A 17,157-nucleotide genomic window follows, 5' to 3' on the forward strand; every position below is an offset into this window, starting at 1 on the left:
TTTTTAGAAAGTTAGTTCGACTCCGAAAGAATATTGTTTCGTATTGGGATAGTTACCCAATTGGATATTACTGTCTACTTCCGGGTCATATCCTTTATATTTAGTCACTGTGAGTAAATTACGTCCTACAAAGTAGATTCTGGCGTTACTGATTACTCCTGTTTTCTGAATCAGTTTGGCCGGAAGGGTGTACCCGACAGTCAGGTTTTTCATACGCATAAATGAAGCATTTTCCAGTAAATGCGTATCAAACTGCATCGGGGAGTCGGGAGTGGCAATTCTGGTTATATCTCCCGGCTTCTGCCACATGGTAAGCATTTCTACAGTTTGATTGTCCGAACCTGCAAAAGTGGGATTCTCTGTAAAAAAGCGCTCATTATTCAACATATACTGGCCTAGCATAAAAGAGAAGTCGGCACTAACAGAAATCCCTTTCCATCCGAACTGGGTGCCAAAGCCACCGGACCATGGTGCATAGCGTTGTTTGCCGACAAAAACTGCATCTTCTTCGGAGTAACTCTTCGTCAGATTTCCATTTTTATCATACCATGTATTATATCCGTCACGCGGATCGACCCCTGCCCATCTTACATAGTAATATTCTCCCCAAGGTTTGCCAACTTTCATCTTCAAACCGGTATCAGGCAAAGTATATTCATCCAATCCGTTAAACAGTTTAGTTATTTCATTCTTATTATAATTCAGATTCCCGGAGACACTCCATGAGAAATCTCTCGTTTTCAGAATATCCACTCCCAGAGTAATATCGAAACCACGATTACGCATACTTGCTACATTTTCCACACTACTACCATGTCCGGTAGTGTATGACAATGGATAACCCATCAACATATCGTCCGTCTGACGGTTATAAAATTCCAGTTCTACAGAAAAGCGGTCAAACACTCTTGTACTGATGCCTACATTCAGTGTTTTCATGCTTTCCCATGTCAGGTTATCATTTCCGACGGTAGAAGGAGCAATACCCGGTTGTCCGTTATACAGCAAACCGGAACCAACCAATGCCAACGCATTATAGGCGCTGATACCGGAATTACCAGTTGTTCCATAGCTCACTTTCAACTGTAAACTGTTCAACCATGAAACGCTCTGCAGGAAATTCTCTTTTCTCATATCCCACATGGCTCCCAAAGAATAAAAGTTTGCCCACTGGTTGTTTTTGGCAAACAGAGAAGAACCGTCCCGCCGTGCTGCCAAATCGACATAATAGCGATCAGCGAAACTATAACTGATTGTGCCGAAATAAGAATTGAAAACCTTGTCATACATCGAATGTATCGGCACTTCTGACTCTGCTCCAGCTGCCATCAGCATCATTCGTGAGTCTACCATTTTTTTAGAAGTTGCCGAGAAATTTTCATTCTTTGTGATAATGGACTCCTGACCGGCCAACACGGTAAAAAGATGCTTGTCTGACAGACTGAACTTATATTCCGCTGTATTGGTGAAAGTAAATGAATAATAACGTTCGAAAGACTCGGACGCCACCCCTGCCCCTTCAAAGGGGCCTTCCGGATAGGCTTTATGGGAGTTACGATAATCAAAGGCATCTACTGCCTGCGAGGTACGTATATTCAATCCTTTTATTGGGTTTATATTAAAGAAGGTATTGCCATTGATACGTACCGTACTCCGGTCATTCGGTTGAAGTTCTGCCAAGTAATACGGATTATAATATCCCATATCGTCAAAATAGTCCAATCGTTTTCCATAGCCTGTAAAGTTGCCTTCTTCGTCTGTCAATATCTCGTTTATTGTTTGGTCAGGACGATAAATACGGGCAGCATACGCTTTATTATAAACGCTATTAGCTTCCGTTCCGAAAGTTGTCGTGTTATATTTCTGATAGGAAAGGTTCACGTTAATCCCGGCTTTCAGCCAGTCGGTCACCTTTACTTCCACATTACTGCGCAAAGTCTCACGGCGCAATGAGGAATCATCCATAATTCCCTCTGTATCATAATGTCCAAATGAAATATAATAGTTGATACCTTCGGAACCACCGACCACATTTACATCATATTGTTGTGTAGGAGCTGCATCTCCGAAGAAGACATCCGCCCAATCTGTAGATATACCATTATCTATATAGAACTTTTTCCGTTTTTGAAATGTAGTATCGTATGCTTTTCCCGGGTCCAGCATTTCCTGCAGGTTAAGCCATTGTTCGGTATTCATCATCTCTATGTTATCCCCAGTCATTCTCGACCAGCCATATTGCGCATTGATACTAACACGGGCTTTCTGTCCCATTTTTCCTTTCTTGCTAGTCATTATTACTACCCCGTTAGCAGCACGGGAACCATATATAGCTGTTGAGGAAGCATCTTTCAATACGGTCATGCTTTCGATGTCGTTCGGATTTAATGCTGTAAATGCTCCGGATGATATAGGTGAGCCGTCGAGAATAAAAAGAGGTTCTGTATTTGAATTGATCGAGCTGACTCCACGCAATCGCATTACAACACTTCCACTTGGTTCTCCACTGGGAGTAAATACTTGTAAACCGGCAACTTGTCCTTGTAATGCATCTCCGGCATTAGCAACCGGTCTATTGGCTATCTTGCTATTATTAACCGTTGTTACCGAACCGACTACTGACCCTAGTTTCTTTGCTGATCCGTAACCTACCACAACAACTTCATCCATCAGTTGTGTATCAGACTTTAAGATAACTCTAACAGTCGGTTGAACAGAAACCGACTCCGTTTTCATACCGATATAAGAGATTTGTAATATTTTTGCTGAATTTGGCACATTCAATAATGTGAAATGCCCGTCTATGTCTGTTATTGTACCTAAGTTAGTGCCTTTTACAACAATTGAAGCCCCTACAACAGGTTGTTTGTCATCATCGGAAATCACTGTCCCCGTGACTTTCTGCGTTTGAGCTGTTATCAGCCCGATACCTATAAAAAGGTATCCAAATAGCAGCGCTAATTTTTTCTTCATAAATCTCTTTTTAAATTATTAAATAGCCCTAAAACATTTAAACTCACTTTTTACACTTAGATAAGTTCTATCAGAACTTAATTATAATCCATTGTTTTTGTAGTGTTTTTACATCAAATATGTAATTCTGGAAAGAAATGTTGCTTGATTTTACTTTTTCAATCAATTTAGATGACTATTCCATAAAAAAAATATGTCTTTTCGTTGTTTTTTGCAAAAAGAATATATACTTTTGTTCCATTATATAATACCAAACCGGAACTGTTAATAAATACAATCCGAAAAAGAGATATAATTTGTATTTTAAGAACTATATATTTATTTTAATAAGAATAGAATATGAAAAAGCACTAAGTTCTGATAGAACTTAGTGCTTTTTCGTTTTAAGGAGCTATTATTAGCCATTTTACTTGGATTTCCTTCCTATTCTACTTTTCAGTTACATTATAATTATATTTTAAATCTCCCTCAAACATAAAATAAAATCAGAAATATAAAAGAGGCTCATTTAAACTATGTTAAATAGACTTCATCTAAAATTTCTTCATATATGACACTCTGTATATTTCTTTATATAGATAAAAACAAGTAAATATACAATAGTACTATTTATTTACATCAAAAACAAACAAGTTATTTCATGATTTCAAAATTTCGAGAGATTTATTCTAGCTTTATCTCTTGATTTTAAGGAGCACCTCGTTGCATTAAAACCAACGAGGTGTTTCTCGGTGTGCAACGGGTCGTTCCTTTTAAAGGAACGACCCGTTGGTTTAAAACCAAAATCCACTTATGTAACTATCTGAAAAGCAAAGCATTACAAAAGCGTCCTCCCGGCCTTTCTTTTTAAGTAAAATTTTCAACAAAAGAAAACGGATACCAATATCAAACACGGTACTCCACTGATAAATATTTTACAAATCAAATCTAAAAACAATGGTTACAGTTACTTTTCAGATCAAGCCCTATCTAGCGGCTTACATGTACATGCGCTACAAAAATCACCTCGACGTACCTCCAGACCGCTCTTCTTCCTCACTTTCCGCGATCCATCTTCTCGACACCCAGCCCATCTACCACTTTCTCCACCAGCTATCCATTCCCCACCCTCCCAACGCCTCATGGCACGAAACCGGAAATATTACCTTCACCCTCCCCCATCCCAGAAACGGCAAAAATCCAAATGTATATAATTATATAGGTCATAACAGTGCACTTATCATTGAAAAAGCAATGGAAGTAGAAATGAGGGCCGAACTTTATGAATTTCTACTGGAAAATAAATACTGCCACGGCATCATGTTCAAAAAATCAATGGAAACTTTTGTCGAACATTATAATATGGTAGGGTTAGTGGAAGAAGAAAGTTTGATGAGGGCGTTTCAGAGGTGGAGGAAGATGATGAAGGAGGAGAAAAATAGGTGATTTTTTTATAGGGTGTCACATAAAATGAGACACCTTTTATGTAGCTATTGAAAATGCTTCAACAATTGGATACACAAACGAAATACTATCCCGCAATGAGTCTATTTGATTATCAATATTCACACTATATTGCGATTTTACAGCAAAAATATATTTTCCCAAAGCAGAAAGCCTAAATCACATTTTATTATGATTTTAAATATTGTATCATATATTAGATACGGGTAAAATTATAATCAATATGATTAATGCTATAACAATACGTATAATAGAAGAAAGTAGTGAAGAATGAAATAGTAATATCAAAAGAATTCTTACCTTTACAGCAATAAACAATTCAAAATAAAATTATGGCACTTTACAAATATAATACTTCAGGCGTCTTTTCTGAAATAAAGGAAAAACCTTTTAAATTGGAAAGAGATATTCAACGTATGTTTGAAACTAATATGTCCGAAATCATGGGACTTGAAATGATAAAGTCCGAATTTACGATTAAAGACCGCCGTATTGATACGCTTGCCTTTGATCCTCAATCGAAGGCTTTTGTTATCATTGAATATAAAAGGGAAAGAAACTCTAGTGTCATAGATCAAGGGTTTACTTACCTAAGCCTAATGCTGCAAAATCAGGCTGATTTTATTCTGGAATATAATGAAACACAAGCAGGGAACTTGAAACGGAATGATGTGGACTGGTCGCAGACAAAAGTCGTTTTTGTTTCACAAGGATTCACGCCTAACCAACGAGAGGCCGTCAACTTCAAAGATTTATCCATTGAGTTATGGGAAGTGAAGCGCTATGAGAATGATAGTGTATTCATCACCCCTATTCGTAAAAGTCACGCATCGGCAAGTATTAAAACTGTGATGCAGAATAGTCCGGAATTTAAAGAAGTAACAGAGAAAATTAAAGAGTATTCGGAGGAAAATTTATTAAAAGGAAAATCTGACGATGTAGTAGAATTATACGAGAGTTATAAGAATGCAATTCTTAATTTGAATACAGAAATTGAAGTTAAACCACAAAAGTGGTATATTTCATTCAAAAAAGCCAACAGCCACATTTGTGCACTTGAAATCCAGAAAAATGGAATAAAGCTTACTATAAATGTAGCTAAAGGACATTTAGAAGATAGTAAGCAATTAACAAGGGATATTTCAACTGTCGGACATTTTGGTAATGGAGATTATGAACTCAAGATCTCGGATACTAAATATTTAGAATATATCATGAGCCTTGTGAAGCAAGCGATTAAATAAATATGGCTAATTATTGTAACACAAAAGATTGTATTGATAAATTCAATCTTCACAAAAAGAATGAGATTTCCAGCCCATATACACGGGAATTAGAGTTTAAAGAACTTACCAATTCTCAAGAAAAGGTCGTTTTGGAAACAAAAAATTTGCAAGATTTATTTTCTTCCAATTTGGTTATTCCCGATTATCAGCGAACCTATTGCTGGGAAGATAAAAATGTTACAGACTTTTGGGATAATTTACTTGAAATGCCTCACAACAGTGACTATCATTTAGGTTCTATCATATTACAAAGAAGAACTGTGAATGATTGCACTCTTTACAACATAATTGATGGACAACAACGCCTTGTCACTTTAACGCTTATTATGCGCGAATTAGGATATACAGGGCAGATGCCTTTGCTTAAACAAAAATTCATATCAAAAGATGCGCGTCTCCATGTAGCCAATAACAAAGCACTGATTAGAATTCTCAATCAGAGGAATACAGACATAGCCATGTTGGAACGTCTGTCCCATCACTTGATTTTCTCTGTACTTATTCTTAATGACAGCAATCTTGATCTGGCATATACATTCTTCTCAAATCAGAATTCAAAGGGTGTATCGCTTTCAGACTATGATTTGCTAAAAGCGCACCATCTACGCTATCTAAACATTGAGGATCAGGCAGAACACCTTGCTATGCGGTGGAATGATCTCTCATTAGAATATGACAACAATGGAGATTCTTATCTTACCCATACTTTGGGAGTACATCTTTTCAGATTAAGAAAATGGATGCGAAAACATAATGTGGAGGAATTTCAGCCACGAAAGGTAAAGGAAGAGTTTTCGGCTGCCCGCGTTATGTCCAGTATTCCTGCTTTTGGAGAGAAATTCTATTTCTATGAGAAAATCCAAGGTGGTTCACATTTCTTCGCATACACTTCTATTTTTGTAGATAAATACAAGGAGTTTATCCGTACCAAACAAATACAGCTACTAAGGAATCATCTTCAATGGGAGTCTCATTGGAAATATGCTGATATTATAGAAAGCCTCATGTTCGGTTATTTTATAAAATTCGGACATCAATATTTATCTGAAGCGTTGTTCTGTATTGCCGGAATCATGGCGCAGCATAGATATAGTGCCACGCGCGCTATCTTTTATAAGATTCGTGAATTCGCAAAAGATTCAGAAATTATAATGATGATAGATCAGGCATCTTCACCCACATTCTTTCTTGCCGAGGCCATTCCTTATATCAGGATTAGTGGATTGGAGCAAGAAGGTAACATCAAAGAGCGATTCTATAGATGTTTAAGACGTATCTTCTGTGAGCTGAATGATTTTTCGGATAAAACAATAATCGAAAAGAGAAACAATGAATATGGAGAATAAATATACGCCGGAACTTATTGCTACAAGCCAGTTTAAGTTTTCGATCCCGCTTTACCAACGTTTATTTGCGTGGAAAAAGAAAGAGGTTACCAAACTTCTTTTTGATCTTAAGGAGCATTTTGCAAAGATGCCTGCCGATGAACCATATTATCTCGGTATGCTTACTTGTATTGATATGAAAAATCATTATGACTTAATTGACGGTCAGCAACGATTTACTGTCATGACTCTTTTTGCCATCATTTTTAAGGAATATGATGATAAATGGTCCGGTTTCTTAATGGATGGTAATCGCCTTAATTTCATAGCGAGAAGCGATGATAAGGCATATATAAAGAGCAAGATCAATGGTTATCCGACTAAAACGTATGTCAATAAGAATATGGAAGAGGGACTCGCCGCTATAACTGGTTTCTTAGAATCCAATTTTAATACTCAGGAGGAACGGATTGAGTTTGTGCAACAAGTTTTCACACGATTGACATTTTTCTTTTCTTACTTGCCATCAAGCTATCTTGCAGATACCACTTCGCTGAATAAATATTTTGAAGCAATGAATGCACAAGGAAAAGGACTAGAACAGCATGAGATTCTTAAAGTGCAACTGATGCGGGGAGAAAAAGAACAGGATTACTTGACGCATATTTGGAATCTGACCTCCATGATGGATCATCCTATCATTGCGAAGGAAGAAGACCAGGACGAGGCTTGTTACCGTCAATTTTATGAAGAAGCTATAAGTCTCTGCCGTCAGAAACGATTTCATGAAGTTTTAGAAAAGTGCAGATATACGTCTCTCGATGACGAGGAGGAGTATTCTATAGATGTGATCCAACCTGAAAAAATAGAGTTTAAACAGAATAGCTATGAAGATGGCGAAAACAGTATTATATCATTTCCGGAGTTTCTTCTTTTGGTACTTGATGTATGTACTGGCGGTGAGCAACCAGCCAGTCATTATCAGCCGGATAAACTGATAGAGAAGTTTGATGCTCTGAAAACGTACTTCACTGCAGGGGAATTTTACGAGAAAATGCTTTATTACCGACTACTGCTTGATTATTATACGATTAGAAGAGATATCAAGGATGGGCAAGGTAATTACAGTTTAATCCTGAAAGGTCCAAAGGATGATAGTGATAAATTAAAGCAATACCAATCGATGCTTTACGTTTCAACGGAGGCTTTCTACAATTGGCTCAAACCTTATTTGAGAAAATTAGAGCAAGATGAACTCCACTCCTGTGCAGAGATGCTCGCATTCCTTAAAAAAGAAGATAATGAACGTCACAGCATATTACCTGCCAGAAAAGATCTTTCATATAAAGCATCCGGTAACATTAGGTACTGGTTTTGGCGTTTAGACTATTACCTTTGGGAACAACGCAGCACTTTCTTCAATGAAGAAGAACAGAAGATTGTAGAGCACTATGTGTTTCGGAGAAATCGTTCTATTGAACATCTGCATCCTCAAGACGAATCGCACAATGAAGAATGGGAGGAAGAAGCTGTACATTCATTTGGCAATCTTGCCATGATTTCTCAAAGTTTCAATTCACAACAAAGTAATGACCATATACAAATAAAGTTTGCCCGAATCCATGAGCAAATCAGCAACAAATCACTGCAAAGCATTAAGATGTTTTTAATGTGTAAACTCGCTGACTTTAACTATCAAAATTGGACAATGAAATTGGCTAAAGAACACGAAAATGAAATGATTGAATTTTTAGAACGGTCTTTCTATATATCAGATTGAATCGTATATTGTTATATAACACATTATTTTAGTCTAAGTTCAAATACTTGATAGGTTTCCTTTAATTAGCAAAGCTATATGTTCTTCTCTATCTAATATTTACAATGAATATAGTACATATTTTAGTTTATATCATTTAAACTGAAAATATGTACTATATATTCTTTTACCCTATAATACTTTTAATGTAATCCGTAGGACATACATGATAGAAGTCTTTGAACTTCTTTCCAAAATATTTAGCATCACAATATCCCAGCATTCCTGCAATTTCCGAAACAGTGTACTGTTGGGAGGCTAGCAGTTTAAGCGCCCTGTCCATTTTGAACGAATAGATATAATTTTCCGGAGGATTCCCGGTTATCTCTCGTATCCTGCTATAAAAAGCAGTACGGCTCATTCCTATATCGATACTTAATTTATCTATTGTATATTTATCAGTAGAGAGGTTCTTTTCCAGGATTTTATTGACTTTATCCATAAATATCTGATCCGTATTTTCTGTTTCCATTTCTTCTTTGGTGGGGACCATTGGAAAAACAGCATCCGACAAAAACAATTTGACCCGTTCACGCAAGACCATGCGGTTTTCTACAAGCATACGTATGTTTGCCCTTAGCCTGCAAATGCTTTCTGTTCGTAATTCCAGACGATCCGCCCCACTTCCTAAATGAGACAAATAACTTTCGTTATCAAAGGCCCTTATCAAAAGAACAACCGGTATATACCCTATCATTTTATCTGTTTTGATCCGGAAACTAAGTGCATCTCCATTTGTTCCGTTTACATTATCGTCAATAATGATAGCATCAGGATTTTGGCGGACTACTGTATCCTTCAGCAAATCAGGATCTTTCAAAACTGAAATCTGAAAATACCGCGATAAAGCTTTCCTTAAATAATTCCTGAATGCCCCGTCCGCCATTACCAATAAGATATGGGATGTATCTTTTGTTTTAGCATTCGGGGTATCATCTTTATCACTTTCAGAAGATTTTTTAGCCTTATTCTTCGTATTTGTTGAAGAATGTTTGATAGCCGAACATTCCTGATTCCGGCAATGACAATCTGTTGGAATGACAATTTGGAAAGCAAATGATTTGCCATGTCTATATCCGTTTATTTTTCCACCATGCAGGCGAATGATTTTTCTTACAGTCCACAAATCACTATACCCATATATAGGAAATATGACCGGAATAAAAGGAAACATTTTCCCTACTCTTTTGTCTGCTATCTCACAATTAGTAATCTGCAACTGCCAGGAATCTGTTGTATGTGTTATATTGATTGATATGCAACAACCTAAATCGGAACCCAAAATTAGTTTGCTTATAAGATGTTGAAGCGCTGCCGTCATTATGTTCTCATTGATCCTGCAACTGACGCAATCCGAACATTCGCTGACAGTCAGTTGTATACGGCGCGAATCAGCATAGGGACGACATTGATTAACAATAGAAGTAATATAAGAAGAGAGTTCCAAATTTACTGTTGATGTCTTAGGAAGTATTTTTTTGTTTACCTTATTGAGGGTTACAATATTCTGATTGCAATATATAATGCATTCGGTATATCCCAATGCCTCTTCTACCTGTTGGGAAAACGATTCGGGAAGATTACCGGTTTTAAGTTCTTCCAATTGATTTCGTAACAGTATCAACGGGGTATGCGTAGTATGGAGCATGTTCATGGCTATCTTAAGTTTTTCATGTGACAACAACTGGACATTATACTCTACCGCAAGATACGCAAACAAAACAATAAATAGCCCAATGCCGAAACTCTCTACAGGAACTGCATAACCAAGCAATGATAAATCAGGCAAAATTACGCCAATAGCTTGTTTACTGTTTACTAAATTGGCTCCACTATCTATAGAAAGTAAAGCGCGAAAGTTTAATAATAAACTCAGGTAACAATCATTCATACTTATATAGGATTTGATTAATACTTACATTTTCATCAAAACACGTTTGATGATCTTTTAACGTGTCTAAATCCGGCACAAGTATAAAGTTTTCAACGTCCACATATGAGGTGGATTCTAACAAAAACAATGGGTGTTTTCTATCAAAAGTGGTAACAATATCGTTTGTTACCGAAATATCAAGGGATAGATTCTAAAATCATCATTTCATTTGGCAAAACACAGTAATTGTAAAATATTTTATCGCAAAACAATACAACCACACGAGCATATAGTTCCACTTAATCATTAGAATAATGAAATAAGTAGAATTATAAAGCCACGTATATAATTTGAAAATAATAGACTTCTGATAAGTACTGTCAGATCATAGTTTACAGGAATACCTCATCATAAGACGGAATAATCTTTGCATCGTAAACGTGAGTGGCCGCAAATACATCGTCTTTCTTTATCAACAGCCAGTCTTTATCCTGATCATCCATATTGGTATGTATAAGGACAAATAGCCCTTTGAGTTTATGCCCGTGTAACTTGAATTCAAGTATTCCATTTTTAATGGCAGCGGAAATGTTACGATTATTACCAACGTAAGCATAGGTTCCACTATCCCATATTTCCACCGTACCTGCTCCATAGTTACCTTCCGGTATAACTCCTTCAAAGTGCGCATAACTCAAGGGGTGGTCTTCTACTTCTATGGCCAACCTCTTATCTTTTGGATTCATGGAAGGTCCTTTAGGCACCACCCAACTTTTTAATACTCCATCCACTTCCAAACGAAAATCGAAATGAAAATGACTGGCATCATGCTTCTGAACAACAAAAACAGGCATTCGATTGGGAGTTTCCACCGTATTCGCCATCGGTTCCGGTGTTTTACCGAATTGCCTTTTTGCCCGGTACTCTTTGAGGTTGATCATAGAGGCTTCAACCGCCTGCTTTTCTACCATTTTGATGTTTTTTCCTTCATCGGGAGAATTCTTTGCCATAATCTGTATTTTTTAGGTGAATAAAAAAACGAATGATTCAATGTGACAACAATCAGTATATCTGTTTGTTTGTCGAAATTCATCTATTTTAATGGCTTTATAACTGCATTTAAGTTTGCTAACTTATTTTTATTCTTCTCCCTTTCTTACTGCCTGCATAGTGGGTACAAAAATCCCTTTCAATCGTCCTTTTATAAAAGTATAAAAGCAATTGGAAGGAAATGAATAAAAAGAGATTAATCGGATATCTGTTCGTCACGATGTCTGTTGGTTGTATTCAGGCGCAGGAACAGAAGTCTTCTGTACCCGAATACAAGCTATGGTACGACTGTCCCGCACAGGTATGGACCGAGGCATTACCCCTTGGGAATGGTCGTTTGGGGGCCATGGTATATGGAACACCAGGCACAGAACAAATACAACTAAACGAAGAAAGCATTTGGGCGGGACGTCCCAATAATAACGCCAATCCGGATGCACTGGAATATATTCCGAAAGTGCGTGAGCTGGTCTTTGCCGGAAAATATCTTGAAGCACAGACACTGGCCACAGAGAAGGTGATGGCAAAGACTAATTCAGGAATGCCATACCAAAGTTTTGGTGACCTGCGAATCGCTTTTCCCGGTCATACACGTTATTCCAATTATTACAGGGAATTAAGTCTGGATTCCGCACGTGCAATCGTACGTTATGAAGTAGACGGAGTGCAGTATCAACGCGAAACGATCACCTCATTCACCGATCAGGTAGTAATGGTACGACTGACCGCCAATCGTCCCGGACAAATTACTTTCAATGCACAACTCACTTCCCCTCACCAGGATGTTATGATCGCTTCTGAAGAGGGAAACTGTGTGACACTCTCGGGAGTCTCTTCCTTGCATGAGGGGCTCAAAGGGAAAGTAGAATTTCAAGGCAGATTGACTGCTAAAAATAAAGGTGGGAAAATAGCTTGTGCCGATGGTGTCCTTTCCGTTGAAGGAGCTGACGAAGCGGTTATCTATGTATCCATTGCAACTAATTTCAACAACTATCAAGACATCACCGGTAATCAGACAGAACGGGCAAAGAATTATTTGGCGAAAGCAATGGTTCATCCGTTCATTGAATCGAAGAAGAATCATGTTGATTTTTACCGACAATATCTGACACGCGTTTCTCTTGATTTGGGACGAGACCAATATGCGAATGTAACCACCGATAAGCGTGTGGAGAATTTCAAAAACACCAATGACACACATCTGGTTGCCACCTATTTTCAATTCGGACGTTATTTGTTGATCTGTTCTTCCCAACCGGGAGGACAACCCGCCAATTTACAAGGAATTTGGAATGACAAATTATTCCCTTCCTGGGATAGCAAATATACTTGTAACATCAATTTGGAAATGAATTACTGGCCTTCGGAAGTAACGAATCTAAGTGAACTGAATGAACCGTTATTCCGTCTGATAAAAGAAGTGAGTGACACAGGTAAAGAGACGGCTAAGATTATGTATGGAGCCAACGGATGGGTGTTGCATCATAACACGGATATATGGCGTATTACAGGAGCAGTTGACAAAGCTCCTTCGGGTATGTGGCCCAGTGGTGGCGCATGGCTTTGCCGACATCTTTGGGAGCGTTATCTATACACCGGAGATGTGGAATTCCTGCGTTCTGTCTATCCGATACTGAAAGAGTCCGGACGTTTCTTTGATGAAATTATGGTGAAAGACCCCGTACACAACTGGCTGGTAGTCTGCCCCAGTAATTCACCGGAGAATGTACATTCGGGAAGTAACGGGAAAGCTACTACAGCTGCCGGATGCACCATGGACAACCAATTGATTTTCGATCTTTGGACAGCAATTATATCTGCTTCTCAAATACTGGATACAGATCAGGAGTTTGCCTCTCATCTGACACAACATCTCAAAGAAATGGCTCCCATGCAGGTGGGACATTGGGGGCAATTACAAGAGTGGATGTTCGACTGGGATGATCCGAAGGACGTACACCGTCACATTTCTCATTTGTACGGACTCTTCCCCAGCAATCAGATTTCCCCTTACCGTACTCCTGAATTATTTGATGCAGCACGTACTTCTCTGATTCACCGTGGCGACCCGTCGACCGGGTGGAGCATGGGATGGAAAGTTTGCCTTTGGGCACGCCTGCTTGATGGTGACCACGCCTACAAGCTGATAACTGACCAGCTGACTCTCGTACGCAATGAAAAGAAAAAAGGAGGCACCTACCCTAACCTGTTCGATGCGCATCCGCCATTTCAAATTGATGGAAACTTTGGTTGTGCCGCAGGCATTGCAGAGATGTTGATGCAAAGCTACGACGGTTTTATATATTTGCTTCCCGCACTGCCTACCGTTTGGAAAGCAGGTTCTATCAAAGGAATCATTGCCCGTGGAGGTTTCGAACTTGATTTGAGTTGGAAAAACGGGAAAGTCAGCCGGCTGGTTGTCAAATCTCATAAGGGAGGAAATTGTCGTTTACGTTCGCTCAACCCATTAACCGGGAATGGCTTGAAGCGTGCCAAAGGTGAAAATCCGAACCCTCTTTATGCAGTCCCCACCATTCCGGAGCCATTGATTAACGAAAAGGCCAACTTGAACAAAGTGGAAATTGCAGAGACATACCTCTATGACCTACCTACCAAAGCAGGAAAAGAATATGTATTGATTGAAAAATAATAACTCGACCGATATGAACAAAAACTTATTGAAACTGATTGTCGCCTGTGGAACTGCTTGTTTCCTAGCTTGCGCAGCACCTCAAAAAACAGAAACGGAAAAATGGAGTGAACGCATGGCACGCTCCGAAATGAAACGTTTCCCCGAACCCTGGATGATTGAAAAAGCTAAAAAACCACGCTGGGGATATACCCACGGATTAGTAGTGAAATCCATGTTGGAAGAATGGAAACATACCGGGGACAGCGTATATTATGAGTATGCCAAGATATATGCAGATAGTCTGATCGATGCTGACGGACATATCAAAACCATGAAATATCTTTCATTCAATATTGATAATGTCAACGGTGGAAAGATTCTTTTCGATCTTTACGCACAGACTGGAGACGAACGCTACAAAATAGCCATGGATACTTTGCGCAAGCAAATGGCAGAGCAACCCCGTACCAGTGAGGGAGGATTCTGGCATAAATTGAGATATCCTCATCAAATGTGGCTGGACGGAATTTTTATGGCTTCTCCTTATCTGGTTCAATATGGGGCTACTTTTAATGAACCCGCTTTATTTGACGAAGCAACAAAACAGATTCTTTTGATAAATAGCAAGACTTATGATCCTGCAACAGGGCTTTTTTATCACGGATGGGATGAAAGTCGCGAACAGAAATGGTCAAATCCTGAAACAGGTTGCTCTCCTAATTTTTGGAGTCGCAGTATCGGATGGTATGGAGCTGCTATTGTAGATGTACTGGACTTCCTGCCACAGGAAACAGCCGGACGCGACAGCATTATACAAATTCTGCAGGGATTGGCAAAAGCGATTGTGAAATACCAAGATCCTTCATCCGGAACCTGGTATCAGGTAACCGATCAGGGAGCACGTGAAGGTAATTATTTGGAATCATCTGCCACTGCCCTGTTTATCTATACGCTTGCCAAAGCTATCAATAAAGGATATATTGGCAACGAATATATCGAACCGACACAAAAAGCCTTTGACGGAATGGTAAAGACATTTACCCGTTTGGAAGAGGATGGCAGCTATACAATTACCAATTGCTGTGCTGTTGCAGGATTGGGCGGAGATTCAAAAAGATATCGTGACGGCTCATTTGAGTATTATATCAGTGAACCGATTATAGAAAATGATCCGAAATCGGTAGGTTCATTCATCTTGGCTGCTATTGAGTATGAGAAAATGACTAAAAAATAAACTAAAAACGATAAAATACAATGAGAAAATTCAAGATTATTCCCCTTTTGTTGCTGCTATTGACAATGGCAACTTCGGCTGCAGCACAGAAGAAAACACAAAAGACGTATATCCCCTGGGACAACGGCAAACTCATAGTTTCCGAAGAGGGACGTTACCTGAAACACGAAAACGGTGCTCCTTTCTTTTGGTTAGGAGAAACCGGTTGGCTATTGCCCGAACGCTTGAACCGGGATGAAGCCGAATATTACCTGGAACAATGCAAACGTCGCGGATACAACGTGATTCAGGTTCAAACGTTGAACAATGTTCCGTCTATGAATATCTACGGACAATATTCGATGATTGACGGATACAACTTCAAAAACATCAATCAAAAAGGCGTATACGGTTATTGGGATCACATGGATTACATCATCCGTACAGCAGCAAAGAAGGGACAATATATCGGCATGGTCTGCATTTGGGGAAGCCCGGTGAACCGGGGCGAGATGACTGTAGAACAGGCAAAAGCATACGGCAAGTTTTTGGCAGAGCGTTATAAGGACGAACCGAATATTATCTGGTTTATTGGTGGAGATATCCGTGGCGACGTGAAAACTGCTGAATGGGAAGCTTTGGCAACCTCTATCAAAGCTATCGACAAAAATCACCTGATGACATTCCATCCACGTGGAAGAACAACTTCCGCAACTTGGTTCAATAATGCTCCTTGGTTGGATTTCAACATGTTTCAAAGCGGACATCGTCGCTATGGACAACGTTTCGGAGATGGTGACTACCCTATCGAAGAAAATACGGAAGAGGATAACTGGCGTTTTGTAGAACGCAGCCTGGCCATGAAACCCATGAAGCCTGTGATTGACGGTGAACCGATCTATGAAGAAATACCTCATGGTCTGCACGATGAAAACGAACTGTTGTGGAAGGATTATGACGTACGTCGTTATGCTTATTGGTCTGTATTTGCAGGTTCTTTCGGACATACTTACGGTCATAATTCCATCATGCAATTTATCAAACCGGGTGTAGGTGGTGCTTATGGTGCAAAGAAGCCTTGGTATGATGCTTTGAATGATCCGGGCTACAATCAGATGAAGTATCTGAAAAACCTGATGTTGACTTTCCCGTTCTTTGAACGCATACCCGATCAGTCTATCATCACAGGACAGAATGGAGAACGTTATGACCGCGCTATCGCTACACGTGGAAATGATTATCTGATGGTATACAACTATACCGGACGTCCGATGGAAGTTGATTTCAGCAAGATTAGCGGCGCAAAAAAGAATGCCTGGTGGTACACCACGAAAGATGGTAAACTGGAATACATCGGAGAATTTGATAACGGAGTGCACAAATTCCAGCACGACAGTGGTTATTGCAGTGGAAACGATCATATTCTGATTGTAGTGGATAGTAGTAAGAACTATGTGGAGAAGGCCTGGACAGAATTACCAAATGCACAACAAAAATGGGCTAAATAATTTTGTATTATTAGGCACAGATTACACGGATTTTA

10 protein-coding genes are annotated in these 17,157 nt (G+C 39.0%); 7 read left to right on the forward strand and 3 right to left on the reverse strand.

Annotation, left to right across the window (positions count from 1 at the left end):
- Positions 1-3 precede the first annotated feature (3 nt).
- The gene (locus BSCG_RS16395) at positions 4-2,973 is read right to left on the reverse strand and encodes a SusC/RagA family TonB-linked outer membrane protein (RefSeq protein ID WP_008775755.1); all 2,970 of its coding nucleotides are present in this window, start codon (positions 2,971-2,973) and stop codon (positions 4-6) included.
- A gap of 936 nt (positions 2,974-3,909) precedes the next feature.
- Here BSCG_RS16395 and BSCG_RS16390 point away from each other — a divergent pair.
- From BSCG_RS16390 to BSCG_RS16375, 4 genes are all read left to right on the forward strand, one after another.
- Positions 3,910-4,398 carry a hypothetical protein gene (locus tag BSCG_RS16390; protein WP_008775756.1) on the forward strand — a complete coding sequence of 163 codons (489 nt, stop codon included), beginning with the start codon at positions 3,910-3,912 and terminating at the stop codon, positions 4,396-4,398.
- A 350-nt stretch (positions 4,399-4,748) separates the two neighbouring features.
- Positions 4,749-5,660 carry a DUF5655 domain-containing protein gene (locus tag BSCG_RS16385; protein ID WP_008775757.1) on the forward strand — a complete coding sequence of 304 codons (912 nt, stop codon included), beginning with the start codon at positions 4,749-4,751 and terminating at the stop codon, positions 5,658-5,660.
- Between the two features lie 2 nt (positions 5,661-5,662).
- Entirely contained in the window at positions 5,663-7,048 is a 1,386-nt protein-coding gene (locus tag BSCG_RS16380; protein WP_008775758.1) for a DUF262 domain-containing protein, read from the forward strand.
- Complete coding sequence (locus tag BSCG_RS16375) at positions 7,032-8,807, forward strand: DUF262 domain-containing protein (protein ID WP_008775759.1); 1,776 nt, start codon at positions 7,032-7,034, stop codon at positions 8,805-8,807. The genes BSCG_RS16380 and BSCG_RS16375 overlap by 17 nt, the downstream gene beginning before the upstream one ends.
- Before the next feature lie 166 nt (positions 8,808-8,973).
- Here the strand turns inward: BSCG_RS16375 and BSCG_RS16370 are convergent, their stop codons facing one another.
- Positions 8,974-10,737, reverse strand: a complete 1,764-nt coding sequence (locus tag BSCG_RS16370) for a helix-turn-helix domain-containing protein (RefSeq protein ID WP_008640503.1) — start codon at positions 10,735-10,737, stop codon at positions 8,974-8,976.
- 374 nt (positions 10,738-11,111) lie between these two features.
- Positions 11,112-11,729, reverse strand: coding sequence for a DNA polymerase ligase N-terminal domain-containing protein (locus BSCG_RS16365; RefSeq protein WP_008775761.1), 618 nt, complete (start codon positions 11,727-11,729; stop codon positions 11,112-11,114).
- A 221-nt stretch (positions 11,730-11,950) separates the two neighbouring features.
- Between BSCG_RS16365 and BSCG_RS16360 the strand changes: the two genes are divergently transcribed.
- The 3 genes from BSCG_RS16360 to BSCG_RS16350 are packed head-to-tail and all read left to right on the forward strand — an operon-like array spanning position 11,951 to position 17,122.
- Entirely contained in the window at positions 11,951-14,419 is a 2,469-nt protein-coding gene (locus tag BSCG_RS16360) for a glycosyl hydrolase family 95 catalytic domain-containing protein (RefSeq protein WP_008775762.1), read from the forward strand.
- Between the two features lie 13 nt (positions 14,420-14,432).
- Positions 14,433-15,635 (forward strand): glycoside hydrolase family 105 protein, encoded by a 1,203-nt coding sequence (locus tag BSCG_RS16355; RefSeq protein ID WP_008771002.1) that lies wholly within the window; start codon positions 14,433-14,435, stop codon positions 15,633-15,635.
- A gap of 20 nt (positions 15,636-15,655) precedes the next feature.
- The gene (locus tag BSCG_RS16350) at positions 15,656-17,122 is read left to right on the forward strand and encodes a glycoside hydrolase family 140 protein (protein ID WP_008775763.1); all 1,467 of its coding nucleotides are present in this window, start codon (positions 15,656-15,658) and stop codon (positions 17,120-17,122) included.
- Positions 17,123-17,157 lie beyond the last annotated feature (35 nt).

The organism is Bacteroides sp. 2_2_4 (assembly GCF_000157055.1).
Classification (GTDB): Bacteria; Bacteroidota; Bacteroidia; order Bacteroidales; family Bacteroidaceae; genus Bacteroides; species Bacteroides ovatus.

Bases quoted from the DNA above. Each gene is read 5' to 3' on its own strand.
- BSCG_RS16375 (WP_008775759.1), top strand. From the start codon at position 7,032: ATGAATATGGAGAATAAATATACGCCGGAACTTATTGCTACAAGCCAG.
- BSCG_RS16395 (WP_008775755.1), bottom strand. From the start codon at position 2,973: ATGAAGAAAAAATTAGCGCTGCTATTTGGATACCTTTTTATAGGTATC.
- BSCG_RS16380 (WP_008775758.1), top strand. From the start codon at position 5,663: ATGGCTAATTATTGTAACACAAAAGATTGTATTGATAAATTCAATCTT.
- BSCG_RS16355 (WP_008771002.1), top strand. From the start codon at position 14,433: ATGAACAAAAACTTATTGAAACTGATTGTCGCCTGTGGAACTGCTTGT.
- BSCG_RS16370 (WP_008640503.1), bottom strand. From the start codon at position 10,737: ATGAATGATTGTTACCTGAGTTTATTATTAAACTTTCGCGCTTTACTT.
- BSCG_RS16365 (WP_008775761.1), bottom strand. From the start codon at position 11,729: ATGGCAAAGAATTCTCCCGATGAAGGAAAAAACATCAAAATGGTAGAA.
- BSCG_RS16360 (WP_008775762.1), top strand. From the start codon at position 11,951: ATGAATAAAAAGAGATTAATCGGATATCTGTTCGTCACGATGTCTGTT.
- BSCG_RS16385 (WP_008775757.1), top strand. From the start codon at position 4,749: ATGGCACTTTACAAATATAATACTTCAGGCGTCTTTTCTGAAATAAAG.
- BSCG_RS16350 (WP_008775763.1), top strand. From the start codon at position 15,656: ATGAGAAAATTCAAGATTATTCCCCTTTTGTTGCTGCTATTGACAATG.
- BSCG_RS16390 (WP_008775756.1), top strand. From the start codon at position 3,910: ATGGTTACAGTTACTTTTCAGATCAAGCCCTATCTAGCGGCTTACATG.